General features: G+C 72.3%; 19 protein-coding genes. 7 read left to right on the top strand and 12 right to left on the bottom strand.

Annotated features, from left to right (window positions below):
• The 3 genes from HEQ75_RS28880 to HEQ75_RS21345 form a co-directional block, all read right to left on the bottom strand.
• Positions 1 to 281, bottom strand: a 281-nt coding sequence (locus HEQ75_RS28880) for an FAD-dependent monooxygenase (RefSeq protein ID WP_209318698.1), incomplete at its 3' end; no start/stop codon positions are given.
• Positions 282 to 288: 7 nt separating this feature from the next.
• Entirely contained in the window at positions 289 to 981 is a 693-nt protein-coding gene (locus HEQ75_RS21350) for a methyltransferase domain-containing protein (RefSeq protein WP_168034147.1), read from the bottom strand.
• Positions 981 to 2,039 carry a type III polyketide synthase gene (locus tag HEQ75_RS21345; RefSeq protein WP_168034146.1) on the bottom strand — a complete coding sequence of 353 codons (1,059 nt, stop codon included), beginning with the start codon at positions 2,037 to 2,039 and terminating at the stop codon, positions 981 to 983. Before HEQ75_RS21345 ends, HEQ75_RS21350 begins: the two co-directional genes overlap by 1 nt.
• 406 nt (positions 2,040 to 2,445) lie before the next feature.
• On the opposite strand from HEQ75_RS21345, the gene rpoD reads away from it, so the two are divergent.
• The 5 genes from rpoD (at position 2,446) to HEQ75_RS21320 (ending at position 9,144) form a co-directional block, all read left to right on the top strand.
• Positions 2,446 to 4,275: an RNA polymerase sigma factor RpoD gene (rpoD, locus tag HEQ75_RS21340; protein ID WP_235962033.1), complete on the top strand. Its 1,830-nt coding sequence runs from the start codon at positions 2,446 to 2,448 to the stop codon at positions 4,273 to 4,275.
• A gap of 100 nt (positions 4,276 to 4,375) precedes the next feature.
• On the top strand, positions 4,376 to 5,809 hold the full coding sequence (locus HEQ75_RS21335) for a protein adenylyltransferase SelO (protein WP_168034144.1): 1,434 nt from the start codon (positions 4,376 to 4,378) through the stop codon (positions 5,807 to 5,809).
• A gap of 213 nt (positions 5,810 to 6,022) precedes the next feature.
• Positions 6,023 to 7,006, top strand: a complete 984-nt coding sequence (locus tag HEQ75_RS21330; RefSeq protein ID WP_168034143.1) for a PRC-barrel domain-containing protein — start codon at positions 6,023 to 6,025, stop codon at positions 7,004 to 7,006.
• Positions 7,007 to 7,085: 79 nt separating this feature from the next.
• Positions 7,086 to 7,577, top strand: coding sequence for a DUF421 domain-containing protein (locus HEQ75_RS21325; protein WP_235962032.1), 492 nt, complete (start codon positions 7,086 to 7,088; stop codon positions 7,575 to 7,577).
• Positions 7,578 to 7,833: 256 nt separating this feature from the next.
• Positions 7,834 to 9,144: a DUF2254 domain-containing protein gene (locus HEQ75_RS21320; RefSeq protein ID WP_168034142.1), complete on the top strand. Its 1,311-nt coding sequence runs from the start codon at positions 7,834 to 7,836 to the stop codon at positions 9,142 to 9,144.
• Positions 9,145 to 9,146: 2 nt separating this feature from the next.
• Here HEQ75_RS21320 and HEQ75_RS21315 read toward each other — a convergent pair whose 3' ends face one another.
• The 7 genes from HEQ75_RS21315 to HEQ75_RS21285 form a co-directional block, all read right to left on the bottom strand.
• Positions 9,147 to 9,899, bottom strand: a complete 753-nt coding sequence (locus HEQ75_RS21315) for a cytochrome c oxidase assembly protein (RefSeq protein WP_168034141.1) — start codon at positions 9,897 to 9,899, stop codon at positions 9,147 to 9,149.
• A 351-nt stretch (positions 9,900 to 10,250) separates the two neighbouring features.
• The gene (locus HEQ75_RS21310; RefSeq protein ID WP_168034140.1) at positions 10,251 to 10,505 is read right to left on the bottom strand and encodes a hypothetical protein; all 255 of its coding nucleotides are present in this window, start codon (positions 10,503 to 10,505) and stop codon (positions 10,251 to 10,253) included.
• A gap of 396 nt (positions 10,506 to 10,901) precedes the next feature.
• The gene (locus tag HEQ75_RS21305; protein ID WP_168034139.1) at positions 10,902 to 11,762 is read right to left on the bottom strand and encodes a dioxygenase family protein; all 861 of its coding nucleotides are present in this window, start codon (positions 11,760 to 11,762) and stop codon (positions 10,902 to 10,904) included.
• 16 nt (positions 11,763 to 11,778) lie between these two features.
• A complete protein-coding gene (locus HEQ75_RS21300; RefSeq protein WP_168034138.1) occupies positions 11,779 to 12,747 on the bottom strand; it encodes a Bug family tripartite tricarboxylate transporter substrate binding protein in 969 nt (322 codons plus the stop codon).
• An 11-nt stretch (positions 12,748 to 12,758) separates the two neighbouring features.
• Positions 12,759 to 14,333 carry a sulfatase-like hydrolase/transferase gene (locus tag HEQ75_RS21295; protein WP_168034137.1) on the bottom strand — a complete coding sequence of 525 codons (1,575 nt, stop codon included), beginning with the start codon at positions 14,331 to 14,333 and terminating at the stop codon, positions 12,759 to 12,761.
• A 2-nt stretch (positions 14,334 to 14,335) separates the two neighbouring features.
• Complete coding sequence (locus tag HEQ75_RS21290; RefSeq protein WP_168034136.1) at positions 14,336 to 15,283, bottom strand: Bug family tripartite tricarboxylate transporter substrate binding protein; 948 nt, start codon at positions 15,281 to 15,283, stop codon at positions 14,336 to 14,338.
• 5 nt (positions 15,284 to 15,288) lie between these two features.
• Positions 15,289 to 16,164 (bottom strand): fumarylacetoacetate hydrolase family protein, encoded by an 876-nt coding sequence (locus tag HEQ75_RS21285; protein ID WP_168034135.1) that lies wholly within the window; start codon positions 16,162 to 16,164, stop codon positions 15,289 to 15,291.
• A gap of 58 nt (positions 16,165 to 16,222) precedes the next feature.
• Here HEQ75_RS21285 and HEQ75_RS28875 point away from each other — a divergent pair, with 58 nt between their 5' ends.
• A complete protein-coding gene (locus HEQ75_RS28875; protein WP_168034134.1) occupies positions 16,223 to 16,885 on the top strand; it encodes a GntR family transcriptional regulator in 663 nt (220 codons plus the stop codon).
• Between the two features lie 403 nt (positions 16,886 to 17,288).
• Complete coding sequence (locus HEQ75_RS21275) at positions 17,289 to 18,617, top strand: tyrosine-type recombinase/integrase (RefSeq protein ID WP_168034133.1); 1,329 nt, start codon at positions 17,289 to 17,291, stop codon at positions 18,615 to 18,617.
• A gap of 434 nt (positions 18,618 to 19,051) precedes the next feature.
• Here the strand turns inward: HEQ75_RS21275 and HEQ75_RS21270 are convergent, their stop codons facing one another.
• Both HEQ75_RS21270 and HEQ75_RS21265 read right to left on the bottom strand, forming a co-directional pair.
• Entirely contained in the window at positions 19,052 to 19,762 is a 711-nt protein-coding gene (locus tag HEQ75_RS21270) for a hypothetical protein (protein WP_168034132.1), read from the bottom strand.
• Positions 19,763 to 19,769: 7 nt separating this feature from the next.
• Positions 19,770 to 20,204, bottom strand: a complete 435-nt coding sequence (locus tag HEQ75_RS21265) for a helix-turn-helix domain-containing protein (protein WP_168034131.1) — start codon at positions 20,202 to 20,204, stop codon at positions 19,770 to 19,772.
• Between the last annotated feature and the right edge of the window lie 34 nt (positions 20,205 to 20,238).

Below are 20,238 nucleotides of genomic sequence, written 5' to 3'. Positions count from 1 at the left end.
GCGCGCGGCAGGCTCCACGCCACGAAGGGCAGGCCCAGGGCGCTGCGCCGGCGGCCGGCGCCGAACAGCGCCCGGCGGATCGGCACCGCGCCCAGCGCCGCCAGATCCACCCCCAGCCCCGCCAGAAGCGCCGCCGCATCGGCGCCCAGGAATTCCCCGCACACCTTCTCGGCCGGGCCGGCCAGCCGCTCCACCAGCAGCGGCGCGGCGCCGGCGCGGGCCAGCGCGATGGCCGCCGCCGCCCCGGCCGGGCCACCGCCGAGCACCAGCACCGGGGTCATGCGTGGTTCATCCCGCCCCCGGCCCCTCCACCGCCCAGCGGAAGGGCGGCACCCAGCGCGCCTCGGCCGCCACCCCGGCCTCCGCCACCAGGCGCCGCCAATCGGCGCGGTCGAAGCCGCGAGCGACGGAGATCGGGCCGTCATGGCAGACCATCGGGTGCATCCGCAGCAGCCGCGTGCCGGCCCAGACGGCGGCCCAGGGCAGCCAGTGGCGGTGCAGGTCCAGGATCAACCAGCGGTGCCGCGCATGGGCAGGCAGCCAGCGCAGGAAGCGCACCAGCGTGGCATCGTCCAGGTGATGCGCGAACAGGCCGCAGACCACCACATCGAACCGCCGGCCGGCGGGCAGGTCGAACAGGTCCGCGGTGATCCATTGCGCCGGCGTGCCGTGCGCGGCGGCGTGGCGGCCGGCCCAGGGGCTGCGGTCCAGCCCCCACAGATCCAGCGCCACGCCGCGCCGCGCGCCCCAGGCGGCGATCGCCCGCAGGGCATCGCCACCGCCGGCGCCGACATCCAGCACCGACAGCACCCGCCCCGGCGCCGGGCCACTGCGGCGCACCACCCGGTCCAGGAAGCCCAGCAGCGGCGCGGTGGCGAAGCTCATGCGGTTGATGCGGGCGAGGTCGGCCAGGGCGGCGTCGAAATCCGCCGCCGACTGGCCCGGGTCGTCCATGATCTCGGCAGCCCGGCTGCGCCGCATCAGCCGAGCCGGAAGCGCATGGCTTCGGCCGAGAGGCCGGGGCCGAAGGCCAGCGCGCAGCCCGGGCCGGGCCGGCCCTCCGCCAGCATCCGTGCCAGCACGAACAGCACGGTGGCCGAGGACATGTTGCCATGCTCGGCCAGCACCGCCCGGCTGTGGTCCAGCGCCGGGGCCGGCAGCTCCAGCCCATGCGCCACCGCGTCCAGGATGCTGCGGCCGCCGGGGTGCACCGCCCAATGCGCCACCTCCGCCACCGGGCGGCCATCCAGCATGGCGGGCGCCAGGCCGGGCAGCGCATGCGCCAGGGTGAAGGGCACCATGCCGGACAGCGTCATGTCGAAGCCGGAATCGCCGATCCGCCAGGTGATCTGGTCCGCCGCCTCCGGCATCACCGCGCTGGCGAAGCCCTCCATCCGCAGGCCCACCGGCTCGTTGCTCAGCAGCGCCGCGGCGCAGCCATCGGCGAACAGCAGGAAGCACAGCAGCTGGTCCAGCGCCGTGGTGTCCTGCAGGTGCAGGGTGCAGAGCTCCAGGCACAGCACCAGCACCCGTGCCCGGGGTTCGCTGCGCAGGATGTGCCAGCCCAGCTTCAGCGCGTTGATCGCCGCCTGGCAGCCCATGAAGCCGACCGTCGTGCGCTCCACGCTGCGCCGCAGGGCGAAGCGGTCGATCACCTGGCGGTCCAGCCCCGGGGCGACGAAGCCGGTGCAGGTGGCGACGATGATATGGGTGATGCCGGGGCCTTCCCGCTCCATCCCCAACTTCAGCAGCGCGGCCTCGGCCAGGGCCGGGGCCTCCGCCTCCCACCGCGCCATGCGGGCGCGGGTGGTGGGAAAGGTGCCGCCCTGGCGGTAGAAGCCGCAGGCGGTGCCGGATCCTTCGGGCGCGGACGGCACCAGCACCGACTGCCGGCTGCGGATCGCGGCGCGTTCCGCCATCCGGGCGAAGGCGCGGCTGTCGCGGCCCAGGGCCTGGGCCGCGGCGAAGGCGCGGAAGGCGCCGTGCACCTCGTTCTGCGGGGTCGCCGTCGCGATCCGGTTGATAAACACTTCGTTCATCCAATCCAGTTGTGATGCACGCCAGGCCCGAACAGGGCCGCCGCCGCCCTTGCAGCGGCTTTTGATCACCCATTTTCCGAGAAACCGGCCAAGGCCGGCCCCTTTGCCGCGTTTCCGCCCGGGCCTGCGCACCGGCCCCCGCCGGGGCGCGGACGGTGCCATGCAGAAAAGCCGGGACAAACGCCTCGTTTCTTCCGATAAGGGGTGTCCGCGCGGGCCCGAACTCCCATATGGCCCACTCGCCGTTATGGCGGCGCGTCCCCCCTCCGTAGGCCGGCCTGCCTGCCAGCGCACCCGCGCGGCGGCGGGTCTCGTGCCTCCGGTGGTCAGGGAAACGGGGATTTGTGACGGTTTGGCCTTCGCCCGCGCGGCGGCGCGAAGAGGAGTGGATCGACAGATGGACGGCATGTTCGCACGCAAGGCAAGTGATCGGGACGAGATGGCGGGCGCCGAGGCGCTTCCCTTCGGGCATGCCGCCACGACCGCCGAACTGCCGGACCATGACGTGTTCGACGCGGAACTGGTCGCCGACCCGCTGCCGATGGACGAGATCGAGGAGGCTGCGACCTCGCTGCTCGAGGAATTCGGCCTCGGCCACGGCGCCGGCGACGACCGCGCCGCGGGCAATGCGGATGATGAGGAAGCGCAGAGCCCCTCCCTGGCGCATGAGCCGAACGAGACGGAGGACGGCCAGCCGGCCGGGCGCAACATCAGCGCCGCCCAGGTGGCTGCCGCCAGCCGCTCCGACGACCCGGTGGCGCTGTTCCTGCGCGAGATGGGCGTGGCCGAGCCGCTGACGCGGGAGGCGGAGATCGCCATCGCCCAGCGCATCGAGGCTGGGCGCGACGCCATGCTGGCGGCGCTGTGCGAAAGCCCGACCACCGCCCGCGCGGTAACGGAATGGCGCGACGCCATCGCCGCCAGCCGCATGCCGCTGCGCGATGTGATCGAGCTGGAGGCGACTGCCGCCGCCAACCTGCCCGAGGAGACCGTGCTCGACGCCCCGGGCGAGGGCGAGGAGGGCGCGGAGGCGCTGCCGCACGCGACGATCGACGCCAGGCTGAAGCCGGAGGCGCTGGCCGCGCTGGATGCGGCGCTGGCCAGCCTGGCGGCGCTGCGCGCCGCCTCGGCCGGTGACGCCGAAGCCCTGCGGCAGGCGGCGGTGGCGCTGGTCACCGGGCTGCGCCTGCGCCCGGCGCGGATCGAGGAACTGATCGAGCGGCTGCGCGAGGCCAATCGCGGGCTGATGATGCTGGATGGCCGCGCCCTGCGCCTGGCGGAAGCCGCCCGCATCGGCCGCCCGGATTTCCTGAAGCTGTGGGCCGGCGCCTCCGCCGGCTGCATCGGCCGGCTGGAGGCCGCGGCCAAGGGCGCCGCGGCGCAGCGCGCGATGAAGGACGGCATCGGCAGCATTGCCGCGGAGCTGGCCAAGATCGAGGCTGCCAGCGGCCTGCCCGCCCCGCAGCTGCGCCGCCTGCATGTGGAAGCCGCCGGCGCCGAGCGCGAGATGCGCCGGGCGCGGGAGGAGCTGACGCGCGCCAATCTGCGCCTGGTGGTCTACATCGCCCGCAAGTACCGCAACCGCGGGCTGATGCTGGGCGACCTGATCCAGGAAGGCAGCCTGGGCCTGATGCGCGCGGTGGAGAAGTTCGACTGGCGGCGCGGCTTCAAATTCGCGACCTATGCCACCTGGTGGATCCGCCAGTCCGTGACGCGCGCCATCGCCGACCAGTCCCGCACCATCCGCGTGCCCGTCCACATGACGGAAACCGTGGGCAAGGTTGTCCGGACCGGCCGACGTCTGGCGCAGCAGACGGGCCGCGAACCGACCCCCGAGGAGCTTGCCACGCGGCTCGGCATGCCGCTGGAGAAGGTCCGGACCGTGCAGGGCCTGGCGAAGGAGCCGGTGAGCCTGGAGGCCCCGATCGGCGAGGAGGGCGATGCCCGCCTCGGCGACCTGATCGAGGACAAGGACGCCATCCTGCCCTTCGACGCCGCCGCCCGCGCCGGGCTGCGCGACGCCGCCGGCAAGGTGTTGTCCGACCTGACGCCGCGCGAGGAACGCATCCTGCGCATGCGCTTCGGCATCGGCATGAACAGCGAGCACACGCTGGAGGAGGTCGGCCGCACCTTCGGCGTGACGCGCGAGCGCATCCGCCAGATCGAGGCGAAGGCGCTCGGCAAGCTGCGCCAGTCCAATCAGGGCCGCGCGCTCCGCAGCTTCCTGGAAGCCTGACCCGAAAGACCTCCCCCGCCCGTTGGGTGGGGGAGGTCGGGCGCATGCGCCCAACGGGCGGGGGCCCGCGCCGCGCCCCTTCTTGCAAGGAGCCCCCCCCATGGCCCCCATTGCCTTCGACAACAGCTATGCCCGCCTGCCGGACCGCTTCTTCGCCCGGCTGGACCCCACGCCGGTGGCCGCGCCGCGGCTGATCCGCGTCAACCTGGCGCTGGCGGAAGAACTCGGCATCGACCCCGCCCTGCTGACCGCGGGGGTGCTGGCGGGCAACGCGGTGCCGGAAGGGGCGGCACCCCTCGCCCAGGCCTATGCCGGGCACCAGTTCGGCCATTTCAGCCCGCGCCTCGGCGATGGCCGCGCCATCCTGCTGGGCGAAGTGGTGGGGCGCGACGGGCTGCGGCGCGATATCCAGCTCAAGGGCTCCGGCCCCACCCCCTTCTCCCGCAGCGGCGATGGCCGCGCGGCGCTGGGGCCGGTGCTGCGGGAGTATATCGTCAGCGAGGCAATGGCCGCGCTCGGCGTGCCCACCACCCGCAGCCTGGGCGCCGCCCTGACGGGTGAGCATGTGATGCGGGAGGTGCCACTGCCCGGCGCGGTGCTGGCGCGCGTCGCGGCAAGCCACCTGCGCGTCGGCACCTTCCAGTATTTCGCCGCCCGCGGCGACCTCGAGTCCGTGCGCCTGCTGGTGGACCACGCGGTTGCCCGGCACCAGCCGGACGCCATCGACGACCCGGTGCCGGCGCTGGCGCTGTTCCGCGGCGTGGTGGCGCGGCAGGCGGCGCTGGTGGCGCGCTGGCTCGGCCTCGGCTTCATCCATGGCGTGATGAACACCGACAACATGACGATCAGCGGGGAGACCATCGACTACGGTCCCTGCGCCTTCATGGAGGCCTATGACCCGGCGATGGTGTTCAGCTCCATCGACCATGCCGGGCGCTACGCCTACGCCAACCAGCCGCGCATCGCGCAATGGAACCTGGCGCGGCTGGCGGAGGCGCTGCTGCCGCTGCTGGCACCGCAGGAACAGGCGGCAATGGACGCGGCGCAGGAGGCCCTGGCCGGTTTCGTGCCCACCTTCCAGCGGGAATGGCTGGCGGTGATGCGCGCCAAGGCCGGGCTGGCCGGGGCAGAGGAGGGCGATGCCGCCCTGCTGCAGGATCTGCTGGGCCGGATGGCGGAGAATGCGGCGGATTTCACCCTGACCTTCCGCGCCCTGGCCACCGACCCGGCGGCGGCGCGGCCGCTGTTCCGCGACCCCACCGCCTTCGATGCCTGGGCGGAGGCCTGGGGACAGCGGCGCGCGCGGGGGGCGCTGGACCCGGCGGCGATGCGCCAGGCGAACCCGGCCTTCATCCCGCGCAACCACCGGGTGGAGGAGGCGATCGCCGCCGCGGTGGAGCGCGACGATTTCGCGCCCTTCGAGACCCTGCTGGCGGTGCTGGCCCGCCCGCAGGAGGACCAGCCGGAACACGCCGCCCATGCGCTGCCGGCGGCGCCGGACCAGCAGGTGACGCAGACCTTCTGCGGCACCTGAGGCGCGGCAGGGCCACCCGCTACCGCCGTATTTCCGCCGTATTCGAGGAACGCCCGGCGCCAGGGCACGTTGGGGAGGGGCGGGCAGGACCCGTGACCCCTTCGGCGGCCGCGATGGCCGCCCCCTGGCGGCCGGCGCCGATTCTCCCGCCCGCCAGGTCGCCCCGGCCCGGCCCCGTGCCGCGGCCCTCCCCCCGAAAGACGGAGGCGACAGATGAAGCACCTCATTCTCGGCACCACCGCCGCCCTGCTGCTGGCCCCGGCGCTGGGCCACGCCCAGAACCAGGCCCAGAACCAGAACCAGAACCAGGGGCGGCAGGTGGCGACGCAGTGCCTGCAGGATCTGCAGCGCTTCGGCCAGCAGATGCGCCAGGACGGGCTGTGGCTCAGCGGCTACCGCACCGGCTATGGCTGGAACCGCGGTGGCGCGCCGCTGGCCAGCCCGAGCGGCGATCGCAGCGTCGCCGACACCGCCGTCGGCACCGGCGATGCCGGCGCCCGCGGTGGTCCCTCCGCCCGCGCCCGCGCGGCGGATGTCCAGGCGCAGGGCGGCGGCGCGATCGGCGCGCCCCGCGTTGGCGGTGCGGTCGGCGCACCGATGGTCGGCGCCGGCAGCCCCTGGGCCAACACCACCTGGCGCATCCCGCCGATGCAGGAAATCCGCACGCTGCACGCCGGCGCCGTGGCGATGGCCCAGCGTGGCGAGGAGCGCGGCTGCCAGATGGTGCTGGCCGAGGCGCGCGAGGCCTACCAGGCCTACGGCACCCGCCTGCGTGAATCCGGCGTCGACGCCGCCAGCATCGGCAATTATCGCCAGCAGCGGCTGGTCGCCGCCACGCCGGTGGCGGAGATGAACCGCGCCTTCCGCGCCGACAACATCACCGGCACCGATGTGCGCAGCCCGCGCGATGAATGGCTGGGCAGTGTGGAGGACGTGATCGTCGATCCGGACAGCGGCCGCATCAGCTACGTGATCCTGGCCCGCGGCGGCTTCCTGGGCATCGGCGAGGACTACGTGGCCGTGCCGTGGCAGCGCCTGCGCGCCACGCCGAACATGGACATCTTCGTGCTGAACACCACCGAGGCGGCGCTGGAACGCGCGCCGAACGTGGACCCGGATGCCATGGCCAACGCCCAGGTCTATGGCCAGCGCCGCCAGCAGATCGACCGCTTCTGGCAGGACCAGGACCGCGGCTGAGCCGCGACACCGGGCGGGACGCATGACGCGGACGGGGGGTGGCCGGCAGGCCGCCCCCTTCGCATGAGGAGCAGCCGCCATGGCGATCGGAGAGATGCTGTTCCAGGACTGGACCGGCCTGTTGCGGGTGCTGCTGGTCGGCAGCCTGGCCTATCCGGCGCTGGTGTTGTTCCTGCGCGTGTCCGGCAAGCGCACCCTGGCCAAGCTGAACGCCTTCGACCTGGTGGTGACGGTGGCGCTCGGCTCCACCCTGGCGACCGTGCTGCTGAACCGCAGCGTGACGCTGGCGGAGGGGCTGGTGGCGCTGCTTCTGCTGATCGGGCTGCAATTCCTGGTCGCCTGGCTCTCGGTGCGCTCCACCCGCTTCAGCAACCTGGTCAAGTCGGAGCCCACCCTGCTGCTGCACCAGGGCCGCCTGCTGGAGGAGGCGATGCGCCGCCAGCGCGTGACGCGGGAGGAAGTGCTGGCGGCGCTGCGCTCCGGTGGCGTCGCCACGCCGGAACAGGCCGCCGCCGTGGTGCTGGAGACCGATGGGACGATGAGCGTGGTTCCGGCCGGGCGCCCCGGCTAGAGCTGGTCACGCCACGCGGACTGGCCCGTCGACCCGGAACGGGCGTTGCAAGGAATGGCGAGCGCATGGGCGGCGATTCCTCCAGCGCGGGGCACACCCTGAAGCCGCTTCACCGAAAGCGAAGACGGCGAAACGGCTCCGGCTTATTGTTCCAACGCACTTCCGAGGCACCTCGCGAAGCCGCAAGGCTTGACAGCGCTTTGGCCGCGCGGCGCGCGAACCTTCCCGCCTGCAGCTCGTTACGCCCTGCGGACAGGTGGGGGGATTCGCGGTGACGGCGGCACGGCTGCGGCAATGGTGGGCGGACCTGCTGGCTTCCTTCTGGGTGCGGCCGGCGCTGATGACGGTGGCCGCCATCGCCCTGGCGGAGGCGCTGGTGCGTGCGGAAGGGGCGGTGTGGCTGCCCGAAGGGCTGGACGGCTGGGTCTATGCCGGGGCCGCCGGCGGGGCGCGCGACGTGTTGGGCGTGCTGGCGGGGGCGATCATCGGCGTTGCCGGCACCACCTTTTCCATGACCGTCGCGGCGCTGACGCTCGCCTCCAACCAGATGGGGCCGCGGCTGCTGCGCAACTTCACCCGCGATGCAGGCAACCAGTATGCGCTGGGCGCCTTCCTCTCCACCTTCGCCTATGCCCTGGTCGCCCTGCGCTCGGTGCAGGAGGCGGCGGAGACCACCTTCGTGCCGCAGCTCGCCGTCTCGGTCGGGCTGCTGATGGGCTTCGGCTGCATCGGCGTGCTGATCTGGTTCCTGCAGCATGTCGCGGCCTCCATCAGCGTGGACCGGGTGGCGGCGCTGGTGCACCAGGACCTGGAATCGGCGCTCGACCTCGTCGCCCGCCCGCGCGGCGAGGACCCGCCCCCGCCCCGCCTGCCGGAGCCCCTGCCGCGCGATGCCGTGCCGCTGAAGGCACCCGGCAGCGGCTACCTGCGGGTGCTGGACCACGGCGCGCTGGCGGATTGGGCGGCGGCGCAGGATGCGCGGCTGGACCTTGTGGTGCGGCCGGGCGGATTCGTCTTCCCCGGCAGCATCATCGGCCATGTCAGCCCGGCCGCGACGCGGGAAGAGGCCCAGGCCAGGGTGGCGGATGGCATGTCGATCGGCGACGCGCGCAGCGTGGAACAGGACCTTGAATTCGCCGTGCGGCAATTGGTGGAGATCGCGCTGCGGGCGCTTTCCCCCGGCATCAACGACCCCTTCACCGCGATCGGTGTGCTGGACCGCCTGGGCGCCGCGCTCTGCGGCCTGGCCGGGCGGCGCCTACCGGCGGGGGAGGTGTGGCGCGACGACAGGCTGCGCGTGACCTGGCCGGCGCCGGATTACGAGGGGCTGGTGGATGCCATGTTCCACATGCTGCGGCAGAATGCCGCGAGCCAGCCCTCCGTCATGATCCGGCTGCAGGAGGTACTGGGAATGGTGGCGGAGGTGGAGCAGGACCCGGCGCGGCGCGTGGTGATCCGCGGCCACCTGCACCTGGTGCGCGACCTGGCGCTGGAGGGCACCGGCGATGCCGCCGCCCGCACCGCCATCAACCAGCGCCACGCGGCGGCGCTGGCCGCGGCGGGCTGACCTCAGCCCGTGCTGCGCGCCAGCTGCGGCCGCAGCACCTGCGCCGCGGCAGCGGCCAGCACCACCAGGAACAGCAGGCCGCCCGGAACCCACATCAGCAGCCCGCCCAGCTGCTGGTCCTCCAGCGGCGTCAGCCCCCAGGGGCCGGTGACCGAAGCGCCATGCACCGCATACAGCGCGCGTGGCGCGAAGGTCAGCAGCGCCCCCAGCACGCCCATCTGGATGGCGGTGGACAGCGCGGCGATGGCGGAGGCCAGCGGCCGCGCCGCGCCATGCCGCAGCAGCGCGGCCCAGAACCAGGTGGCGGCACCGGCCAGCGACAGGTGCATCAGCCAATAGGCCACGCCATCCGGTGCGAAGGTGGCGCCGTAGGGGCCGGGCAGATGCCACAGCCACAGCAGCGCCCCGAAGGCGATGGCCGGCAGCCCGGGGCCGAGACGTGCCACGCCGCGCAGCCGCATCGCCGCCACCGCCAGCAGCGGCGCCGCGGCCAGCGAGATCACCAGATGCTGGGTGATGCGCAGGCTGAACAGCGCGACGGAGGCACTGCACAGCGGTGAGACCAGCGCCAGCGCCAGCACCAGCCACCCCGCCATCGGCCAGGCCATCGCCTTGCCCTGCCGCCGCTCCGTCCAGGCGATGGCCAGGGCGCCGGCCAGCAGGGTGGCCAGCAGGGTCGGCTCCAGGTTCCAGGTCGCGGCGCCCGGCAGGGGCGGCGGGCCGCAGATCGGCACGGGGAAGGGCAGATCGGCCATGCGGGGTCCTCCGGCGTCGGGCGGTGCTTCGCGGGAGCTAGACGCGGAAGGCGGGCGGGGGTTGCGCCAGGCCGGGCGGAAGACAGGCCTTCGCCGCGCCTCGCGCCGCAGGCGGCCGCGATCGGGCCAGGCGAGAGGCCGCGCACCGCACTGTTGCGACCGGAGTCACCTTCTGCCTGGCCTCAGCTCCTGTCCTGCGTCAGAGACCGTGCGAGAACACCGGCGGGTCGGTTCCGCGGCGCCTTTCCCTCCCTGCTGCGTTGCCAACCCTGCCGATGCAACCCGCATCGGCTGCGCCCGGCGCCTTGCAGGGCTGAAATACCGCCTGCCGACCCTCAGCCGCCGGCATTCTCAAGGGGTCTCTCGGAACGGGCCGCGGCCGGGCGCGCCGCCAAGGCGCAGCGCGGCTTCGACCGCGTCCCGCAGATGCGGCAGGGGCAGCGCGGGGCTGTAGGCACGCGCAGCCAGCAAGGCCCGTTCCGCGATCGCCACCCCGTCCAGGCCGCGCGCCCGATCCTCGGCCACCAGCCGCGCCAGCGCCCGGACCAGGCCCTGTGGCGCGGCGGATTCGGTGAGGTTCGCGGGATGCTGCGCCAAGCCGGCCATGGGGCATCATGCGCACAGGAACAAATAAAGAACAAGATCGACGTCGAAGCGCCCCGTTTGGCGCCCGCTCCTGCGGGACCAGGTCGACTCTGTCGCGGTCGGATCGGCGGTCCCCGAGAGACCGGTGCGCGCCGTGGGGCTCGAACCTCCGCCCCGCTGATCAGGCATTCGCGCGCCGGCGACCAGGTCTGCCATTCGCGCGGTCCGGCGGGCGGTTCAAGAACCGCGCCTGAGCCGCCCCCGACACCGCGCCGCGCGCATCGGCACGCCAAGCGGGGGGCCCCGTCCGACGCCGGTCGGGGGCTCCGTCTGCCTGCCGATTGAGGGACAACCCGCTGGAATCACGACCCGCGCGGTCACCCAGGCCGCATTCCGCCGGCGCGCGGGGACAGCCCCTCAGCGCGACGCCATCCGGATGATCAGGCTCGCATGCAGCACCGTCTCGGGCAGTTGCCCGCGCGCCACCAGATGCGCGGGCGTGTCGGCCTTGGCCATGGTCCCGAGCGGCACCACCAGGTCCTGCCGCACGCCGAACACCGCATCGGTATCCAGATAGGGATCGTCCTCGAGGAACAGCTCCGTCACCAGCGGGTGATAGCCCGCCGCCTCGGCGATCACGTGCAGATGCGCCGGCCGCCAGGCATCGCGCTTGAGCGCGCGCAGCATGTCCCCCGCCGGGCCGTCATAGGGCACGGTGTAGGGCTTCTGCCGGGTTGTGCTGAAGCAGAAACTTCCGTCCTGCGCACAGGTCAGCAACCCATGAAAATTCTTCGGCGCCTGCGCCGGATCCTGCGCGGCGTAGAAGCCGTTGTCGGCGTTCTGCCACATGTCGAGCGTGGCCCCCGCCACCCCCTGCCCGGTCGCGGCATCCAGCACGCGGCCCGTGACCACCATCACCTCGCCCGGCTGGCCCTTCCACAGATCCCCGCCATCGGGCAGCGGCGGCGCGCCACGCTGATGGAAGGGGCCGAGGTTGGAACAGCTCGTCGCCCCGGGCGGCGTGTTCACCATGTCCACCAGCGCCGAGACGCCGAAGAGATCGCTGAACAGGATGAATTCGTTGCGCTCGGGCGTCGTCACCTCGCCCGCGCGGGTCAGCGCCATGAGGCCCGCCATCCATTCCGCATGGGTCAGCTTCGTCTCCTTGACGAAGGCGTGCAGGTGCTTGGCCAGCGCGCAGAGCACGTCCCGGGTGCGCGCATCCTCGGCCTTCGCGGCATAGGCCGCGAAGGTCTCGGTCAGGGTCTCGGGCGTCACGTTCCGCATGAGGTTCTCACTCCACCGTCGCGCCGGATTCACGCACCACGCCGGCCCATTTCGTCACCTCCTCGCGCAGGAAGGCGGCCAGGGCCGGCCTGCCGCGCGGGTCGGGCGCGAAGCCCATGCGGTCGAGCCGCGCCTTGAGCTCGGGCGCGCCCAGCGCGCGGTTGACCTCGACATTCATGCGCTCGGTGATCTCGGCGGGCGTGCCGGCGGGGGCGAAGAGCGCGAACCAAGTCAGCGCCTCGAAGCCCGGGAAGCCCTGCTCGGCCACGGTGGGCGTCTCGGGCAGCGAGGGGTCGCGCTGCGCGGAGGTGACCGCGATCGCGCGGATCTTGCCATCGCGGATCAAGGGGAGTGCCGGCGGCAGGCTGGTGGAGCCGATCGGCACCTGCCCGCCCACCACCGCCGTCACCGCCTGGGCCGGGCCGAAGGGCACGTGCTGCACCTCCACCTTCGCAAGCGTGCGGAACAGCAATTCGAGGCCCAGATGCGTCGTCGTGCCGATGCCCGAGGAGCCGTAGTCGAGCCGCCCGCCGCGCGCCGCGGCGAACAGCTCGGGCAGGCTGCGCACATTCAGCCGATCGGGATTCACCGTGATGACGTTGGCCGTGCTGGCCAGCAGGGCGACAGGTTCCAGATCGGTCAGCGCGTCATAGCCGGCATTGCGGTAGAGGCTGGAATTGACGGCATAGGCCACCGAATGCGCGAGGAAGACCTGCCCGTCCGGCGGGCTGCGGCGCACCGCGACCGTGGCGATGTTGCCGCCCGCGCCGGGGCGGTTTTCCACCACCACGGGCTGGCCGAGCACCGGCGTCAGCGCCTGCGCCAGCGCGCGGCAGAGCACATCCGTGCTGCTGCCCGGCGGGAAGGCGACCGTGATCCGCACCGGCCGTTCCGGCCAGGCGGCGTGGGACAGGCGTGGCGCGGCCAGCAGGCCGAGCGTGCCGCCCAATGCGATGCGGCGTGTGATCCGTTGCATGTCGTCTCCCCTCACCATTCGCCGATGATCACGCCGTTGCTGCGCGCGCCATCGGTTCTTGCAGCCACATCCGCATCGCTGACCGTGACGCGATTGCGCCGGTCCGCGAGGCGCTTGAACAGCATCGCTTGCAGCGCGGCGCGGATCGGCGCATGCGCCGCACTCTGGCCGAGATCGCTGAGCTCATCGGGATCGTTCTCAAGGTCGAACAGCTGCGCACGGTCGAAGGCCTTGAAGGCGATGTACTTCCAGCGCTCGGTGCGGATCATCCAGCAGCGCGCCTGCTGCACATCGAGCCCCAGGGTGAGCCGCGCCTTGTAGAAGGCGAAATCAAGCTCGCTGAACACGCACGCCCGCCAGGGCGTGGCCTCGCCATGCAGCAGCGGGCGCAGCGAGCGCCCTTCGAGGCGGTGCGTCGGCAGGCTCTGCCCCAGCAGGTCGAGGAAGGTGGGGACGAGGTCGATCGCCTCGACCAGGCGGTGGTCCACCGTGCCACGCGTCGCCGCCGCCGCCGCCGAGGGATCGACGATGATCAGCGGGATCCGCACGGAGCATTCGTGGAACAGCTCCTTCTCGCCCATCCAGTGATCGCCGAGATAGTCGCCATGGTCGGAGGTGAAGACGATCACCGTGTCGTCCAGCCGGCCCGCCTCCTCCAGCGCCGCGATCACGCGCCCGACGTGATCGTCGATCTGCTTCACGAGGCCCATATAGGCGGGCAGCACATGGTCGCGGACCTCGTCGCGCCCGAAGGCCTGCGCGGCATCCATCGCCATGAAGGCGCCATAGACCGGGTGCGGATCGACGCGCTCGGCGGCACTCTTCACCACCGGCAGCAGCGCCTCGGCGCCGTAGAGCGCGTGATAGGGCGCCGGCGCGATATAGGGCCAGTGCGGCTTGATGTAGGAGAGGTGCAGCAGCCAGGGGCGCGCGCCGCTCTCGCGGATGAAGTCGATGGCGCGCTCGCTCATCCAGGCGGTTTCGCTGTGCTTCTCGGCAACGCGCGCGGGCAGGTGCGCATGCCGCAGCGACCAGCCGGAGAGCACCTCGCCCTCCGGGCCTTCGGCCGAATTCGCCCAGGAATGCCAGGGATTATCCCCGTCATAGCCCTGCGCGCGCAGATACTGGTTGTAGCGCAGCGAGGGCCCCGTGCGCTTGTCCGGATGTTCGCCATCATCGCGCTCGAAGGGCGCGAAGCCGCCTTCCGCGATGGACAGGCCGAGCTCGGACTCGCGCGCCAGGCCCACGCGCGCCATGCCCTCATTGTCGGCGAAGACATGGGTCTTGCCGGCCACCGCCACGCGCATGCCGCTCGGGCGCAGGTAGTCGCCCAGCGTCATCTCGCCGACCGGGAGCGGCACGAAGTTCCAGGTCGCCCCATGCGAATTCACCGTGCGTCCGGTGTAGAAGCTCATGCGCGAGGGGCCGCAGACCGGCGATTGCACGAAGGCGCGGTCGAAGCGCACCCCGCGCTTGGCCAGCGCATCGATATGGGGCGTGTGCAGCGCCGGATGCCCGGCGCAGGAGAGATAGTCCCAGCGCAGCTGATCCGCCATGATGAAGAGGATGTTGCGCGGCCGGGCCATGCTCAATCCGCCGTCACGCCGGCGGCGCGCACCACCTCGGCCCAGACCGCGGCCTCGCGCTGCACGAAATCCTGCGCGGCGGCACCGGCGAAGCGCCCGGGGGTGAGGCCCGCGGGGGCAAGCCGCGCGCGCATCCCGGGGGCGGCGAGCAGCGGCGCGCATGCCGCCTCGAGCCTCGCCACCGCTTCGGCCGGCATGGCGCGCGGCACGAACAGCGCGTTCCAGGCGCCGACATCGAAGCCGGGAAAGCCCTGCTCCGCCACGGTGGGGGCCTCGGGCAGCAGCGGGTCGCGCTGCGCCGAGCCCACGGCGATGACGCGCAGTTGCCCGGCCCGCACCAGCCCCATCGCGGTGGGCAGGGCCACCACGGCGAGCGGCACATGGCCCGAGACCACGGCCGTCACCGCCTGCGCCGGCGGGAAGGCGACATGCTGCACCTCCACCCGCGCCAGCCGGCGGAACAGCAGCTCCGCCCCCAGCCGCGGCACCGTGCCCGCGCCGGAGGAGGCGTAGTCGAGCGGCCGCGCCCGCGCCGCGGCGAGCAGATCCGCCAGGCTGCGGATCGGCCCATCCGCCTTCACCACGAAGGCCGCAGGGGTGGAGCCGAGGATGGCGATGGTGCGGAAATCCGCGATAGCGAAACCCGGATTGGCATAGAGCGCCGGGTTCACCGAGAAGGCCGCGCCATGCACCAGCCCGGTATGCCCATCGGTCGCGTTGCGCACCGCCACCGTGGCGATGTTGCCGGAGGCGCCGCCGCGATTCTCCACCACCACCGGCTGGCCGAGCGGGCCGCTCAGCGCCTCGGCGAAGGTGCGGGCCGCGATGTCGGTGGCGCTGCCGGGCGGGAAGGCGCAGAGCAGCCGGAAGGGGCGCTCGGGCCAGGCGGCCCGCGCGGCGCCCGGCAGGGCGAGGCCGGCGGCGGCCAGCAGCGCGGTGCGGCGGCGCATGGCGATCACGCCGCGAAGGCGGGATCATCGGCGATGGTGTTGCGCAGCACGCCCACACCCTCGACCTCGATCTCCACCACCTTGCCAGGGGCCAGGAACAGCGGCGGCTTGCGCGCATAGCCCACGCCCGAGGGCGTGCCGGTGGCGATCACGTCGCCGGGCTCCAGCGTCATCACCTCCGACAGGATCGCGATGCAGCGCGCGACGGAGAAGATCATGTCGCCCGTCGTGCTGTCCTGCACCGTCTGGCCATCGACGCGCGCGGTGATGCGCAGCGGCGCGGCACCCGGGGGCAGCTCATCGGCACTGACGATCTCGGGCCCGAAGGCGCCGGTCGCGTCGAAATTCTTGCCCATGGTCCATTGCGTGGATTTGCGCTGGTAGTCGCGCACCGAGCCGTCGTTGAACAGCGAATAGCCCGCGACATGGGCCAGCGCATCGGCCTCGCTCACGCAGCGGGCGCGGCTGCCGATGATGATGGCGAGCTCGGCCTCATAGTCGAGCTTGTCCGAGCAGCCCGGGCGCAGCATCGGCTGGTTGGGGCCGACCAGCGAGGATTGCACGCGCAGGAACACCGCCGGGTAGTCGGGGATGGGGTTGCCCCCTTCCTTGGCGTGCAGCGCGTAGTTCAGCCCGATGCAGATCACCTTGCCCGGGCGGGGGATCGGCATGCCCAGGGTGAGCGAGGACAGGGCGCGGTGCGTGGCCGCCGGGGCGGACCGGGCCGCGGCATCGAGGCGGTGCAGCGTGTCGGCGCCCGCCGCCAGCAGGGCCAGCGCATCGTCCGGGAAGCCGGCCAGGGCCGAGACAGGCACCACCTGCTCACCCAGCCGCACGCCCGGAACAAAGCGACCCTGATCCACGAAACTCACCAACCGCATCGGACGCCCCTCTCGACATAAGTAGCTTTCGAGAGATTTTATCGATAGAATACGCGTCATGCAAGCGAACATCGACGAAAGCCTCGCCACCCCTAGCCTCACCGCCCAGGTCCATCGCCGCCTGCGGGATGATCTGCTGCGGGGCGTGCTCGCGCCCGGGGCGAAGCTGAAGGTGCAGGCGCTGGCGGAAAGCTACGGGGCGGGGGCGAGCCCGGTGCGGGAGGCGCTGTCCTCCCTCGCGGCCGAGGGGCTGGTGGAGCGGCTCGATTCACGCGGCTTCCGTGCCGCCCCCGCCTCGGTTGCGGATTTCGACGAGCTGGTGCGCGCGCGCTGCTGGCTGGAGGAGGTCGTGCTGCGGGAGAGTCTCTTGGCCGGCGATCCTGCCTGGGAGGAGGCGCTGGTCGTGGCGCATTGGCGGCTCAAGCGCCTGATCCGGGCCGATCCGGCCTGGGAGGGCGCGCATGCCGCCTTCCACCAGGCCCTGCTGGCGGCCTGCCCCTCCCCCACGCTGCGCGGCATGGCGGAGACTCTGCGCGAGCGCGCGGAACGCTACCGAGCCGTGGCCAAGAGCGTCGCCTATCCCGGCCGCGACGTCGCCGCCGAGCATGCGGCGATCGCCGAGGCCGCGCTGGCGCGGGAGGTGCCCCGCGCCGTGGCGCTGCTGCAGGAACACTACCGCAGCACGGCGGCGTTCCTGCGCGAGGCGCTGGCGAAGCGGTAGAGCACGACCCGTCCTCTCGGACGGCGTGTCTCCATGGAATGAGATGCGGGGCGGGCGTGCGAAGCGCACCAGCGGCACGCCTGGGCCACGGCCGCACCCGATGCCTGGAGGCAGATAAGCGGCGCGCGACCCCGGCCGAAAGGCCCGGAGCCCGGGACGTGCAGAAGTGCCTGGAATGATTGGTGGGCGCTGTAGGGCTCGAACCTACGACCCGCTGATTAAGAGTTATCGCGCGGCGCTCTAGCCGGAGCATCCCCTGGCGGATCAGACCATCCCCGATTGTCGCGAATCTCCCAGTCTTACCCTTGCTTTTCTTCTTCCGTCTCCGCATCATTTCATCCCGTGGCGTCCCCCGGAAAGTCCGGATGTTGAAGCCCCGGCGAAGCCCCGCTGAAGCCCCAGATTGAACGGGCTGCGGGCGGAGGATGCGGTGATGGCGGTTCGGCTCACAGAGACGGCGATCAACAAGGCGCTCCGCGACGCGGCGGCGAAGGCGCAGCGCCGGGACTTGGCCGATGCCGGCCAGGAAGGGCTGCGGCTGCGCGTGACGCCTTCTGGCTCGGCATCCTGGGTGCTGGCCTGCCGCGACCCTCAGGGCGGCATGAGGCGCTTCCCGTTGGGCGCCTGGCCCGCCCTGAACATCACAGACGCCCGGCAGAAGGCGCGCAGCACCCGGGAGAAGGTGCGGCAGGGTGCGGACCCCATCGCGGAGGCGAAGAAGCTGCGCGCCATCGGCCGCGACGCAAAGGAAGGCATTGGCACCCTCGGGGCGCTGCTGGACCTCTACGGCGGCCCGGTGGCGAAGAAGGGCGAGGCGGTGGACGGCGAAGCGCCAAAGGCCCGCACCATCGGCCCTGGCGCCGCGCTGAAATCCTGGCCAGAGACGCGCCGTCGGGTAGAGAGCGTCTTTGCCAGCCTGATGCGCCGGCCCCTTGCCACCGCCACCGCCAGCGACTTCCAGATGGTGGCCGATGCCCACCCGTCGAAGGCCAGCGCGTCGGCAGCAGTCCGCTACGTCCGGCCGATCCTGAAATGGGCGGCGCAGCGCGGGTATGTCGGGCGTGACGTGGCGCTGGTGGACCCTCCGGCGGCGGTGAAGCGGCGTGACCGGGTTCTGTCGCGCGACGAATTGGCAGCGCTCCTGCCGGCCCTCAGCGCAGCGGAGGCGAACACCTACGCCAAGGCGCTGCGGTTCATGCTGCTGACCCTCTGCCGGCGCGACGAAGCCAGTTCTGCGACCTGGGGCGATGTGGACCTTGAGGCCGGCGAGTGGCGCATCCCGGAGACAAAGAACGGCCAGCCGCATCGGGTGCCCTTGTCGTGGCAGGCGGTGGAGCTGCTGGCTGGCATCGGCGCCGGGAAGCCGACGACGCTGATCTTCGCAGCGCGCGGCGGCGAGAAGCTGGCGAACTGGGATCGCACGACGAAAACCATAATGGAGGCCACCGGCACTAGCGGATGGACCCGCCACGACCTGCGCCGCACGGGCGCCACCATGCTCGGTGAGATGGGCGTGGAACCGCATGTCATCGAAGCCGCGCTGAACCACACGTCCATCCATTCGCAGCTTGCGGCCACCTATAACCGGGCACGCTACTTCCCTGCGGTGAAGGATGGGCTGCAACGGCTGGCGGATCGGCTGGACGGCATCGAAGCTGGAGGCGCGGCGATGCACAGCCTCTCGGCAGAGCGGGCCAAGCGCGACGTTGGGCGGAGGACGGTGGCAGTCTGACGGCAGAGGCGGGCCCGCGCTCCCAGGCATGCCCCTTTGCTGAACGCAGCAAAAAGACACCTCCACCATGCCGCCAGGAAAGTGCCATGGTTGCTCGGAGGCGGTGTTCGTGACCATGACCTGCAACCCCGTGGCTGCGCCTTTCTGATCGGCCTCCACAATGGCGATGCGGCGCGCCCAGGCGATGTTTCTCACACCGGAGCTTTGCCAGTCCCTCTCGCTCGGGGCTGTAAACGCCGCCATCCTTGCGAGCCTCGCCGTCGCGCTCAGCCTGCCGGACCGAATTCCAGATCGACTGCGCCATCGGCTCGAACTCCCTGGCAGGCTCCTCGGGCGTTCGCCCCGATCGGACCAGAGCCAACGCCTGCCGTCGGACCTCCGGCGGGTACAAGTCCGCGGTGGGCTCAGGCCCGGCCCCGGCGCGGTTGTGGGCGTCAGCCCGAGTGGCGCGGCGGCGCGACGCTCACGCCATGACCCGCCGGCGGCGCGGCCACCGCCCGAAGGGCGCTGCCGCCACGGGCCACGCGGCCCAAGGCTTCCACCAGCGGCCAGCCGCGTTCCAACCGCTTGCACAGCAGCGCGTAGCTTACACCGTATGCCTGCGCCGCAGCCTTCAGGGACACCAGTCGGCCATCGAGCTCGAGGAGCCGCCGCGGCTGCCCGCGCCGGACGGAAATCGGCAGCCATGCACAGTTCCGCGGCTCGAAGGGCCGGGCCGGGTCCAGGCGTGCCAGCGCATGGACGGCGCTCGGACGCGGGCCCAGGTCGCGCAGGAAGGCCTTGAAGCCGTCGCCCTCCGCATCCTGCCAGCGGCGTGCCACGGGCGCGCCATCCGCCCGGTGCAGCATCGCTTGCCAGGCGCCGTATTCCGGCCGGCACCGCCCGCCGGCCCGCGCTCCGTGGCGGAACAGGCGCTCCCGCGCCGCCTCGTCCCGGGCACAGCCGCAGCTGATGGTACTTGCCAGGCGCAGCCGGTCCTCCCGGATCTCGGTAATGCCACCGCAATCGCAGGTGCAGACCCAGCGGCGCCGGGCGAAGCGCCCCCGCCAGAAGTAAGCCTCCGCCTCGCCGGTCACTACAAGCCGGCCGACCCGCACACCCTCATGGATGGCGATGGGCTGCGGGGCGGCGTTCGCCCCGGGCATGGCGGCGCTATGCACCGCGCCGGCTCGCCGTACCCAGCAGCTCGACCAGGTCGAGCACCTTGGCCCGCCAGGCGGCATCAGCGATCGAGTCGAACAGCTCCAGGAGGCGGACCTGCTCGGCCACGGGACGTAAGGCGCTCTCCCCGGACGCGGCGCTATCAAGGCCCGGCGCCTCGCCCAGCAGGACGTCCGGGCGTACCTTCAGCGCCTGGGCGATCTGCAGCAGGCTGCTGACGGAGATCCGGTTGGTGCCTTGTTCGTATTTCTGCACCTGCTGGAACGAGACATCCAGGTGCACGGCCAGTTCCGACTGGCTCATCCGCCGCAGCTTGCGCAGCTCGCGCACGCGCTGGCCAAGCAGCACGTTGATGTGCTCGGCGGCGGCCTTGGAAGCGGCGACGAACGGCGCGGCCGGCTCGGCTGCGGGGCTGGCGTAACTCATGGCAGGTATCGACTCCTCGGGTGGTTCGGGGTGC

Source organism: Falsiroseomonas selenitidurans, assembly GCF_012103215.1.
Classification (GTDB): Bacteria; Pseudomonadota; Alphaproteobacteria; order Acetobacterales; family Acetobacteraceae; genus Falsiroseomonas; species Falsiroseomonas selenitidurans.
The sequence above is the reverse complement of the archived record's forward strand: the minus strand, read 5'-3'. Positions and strand labels throughout refer to the sequence as shown.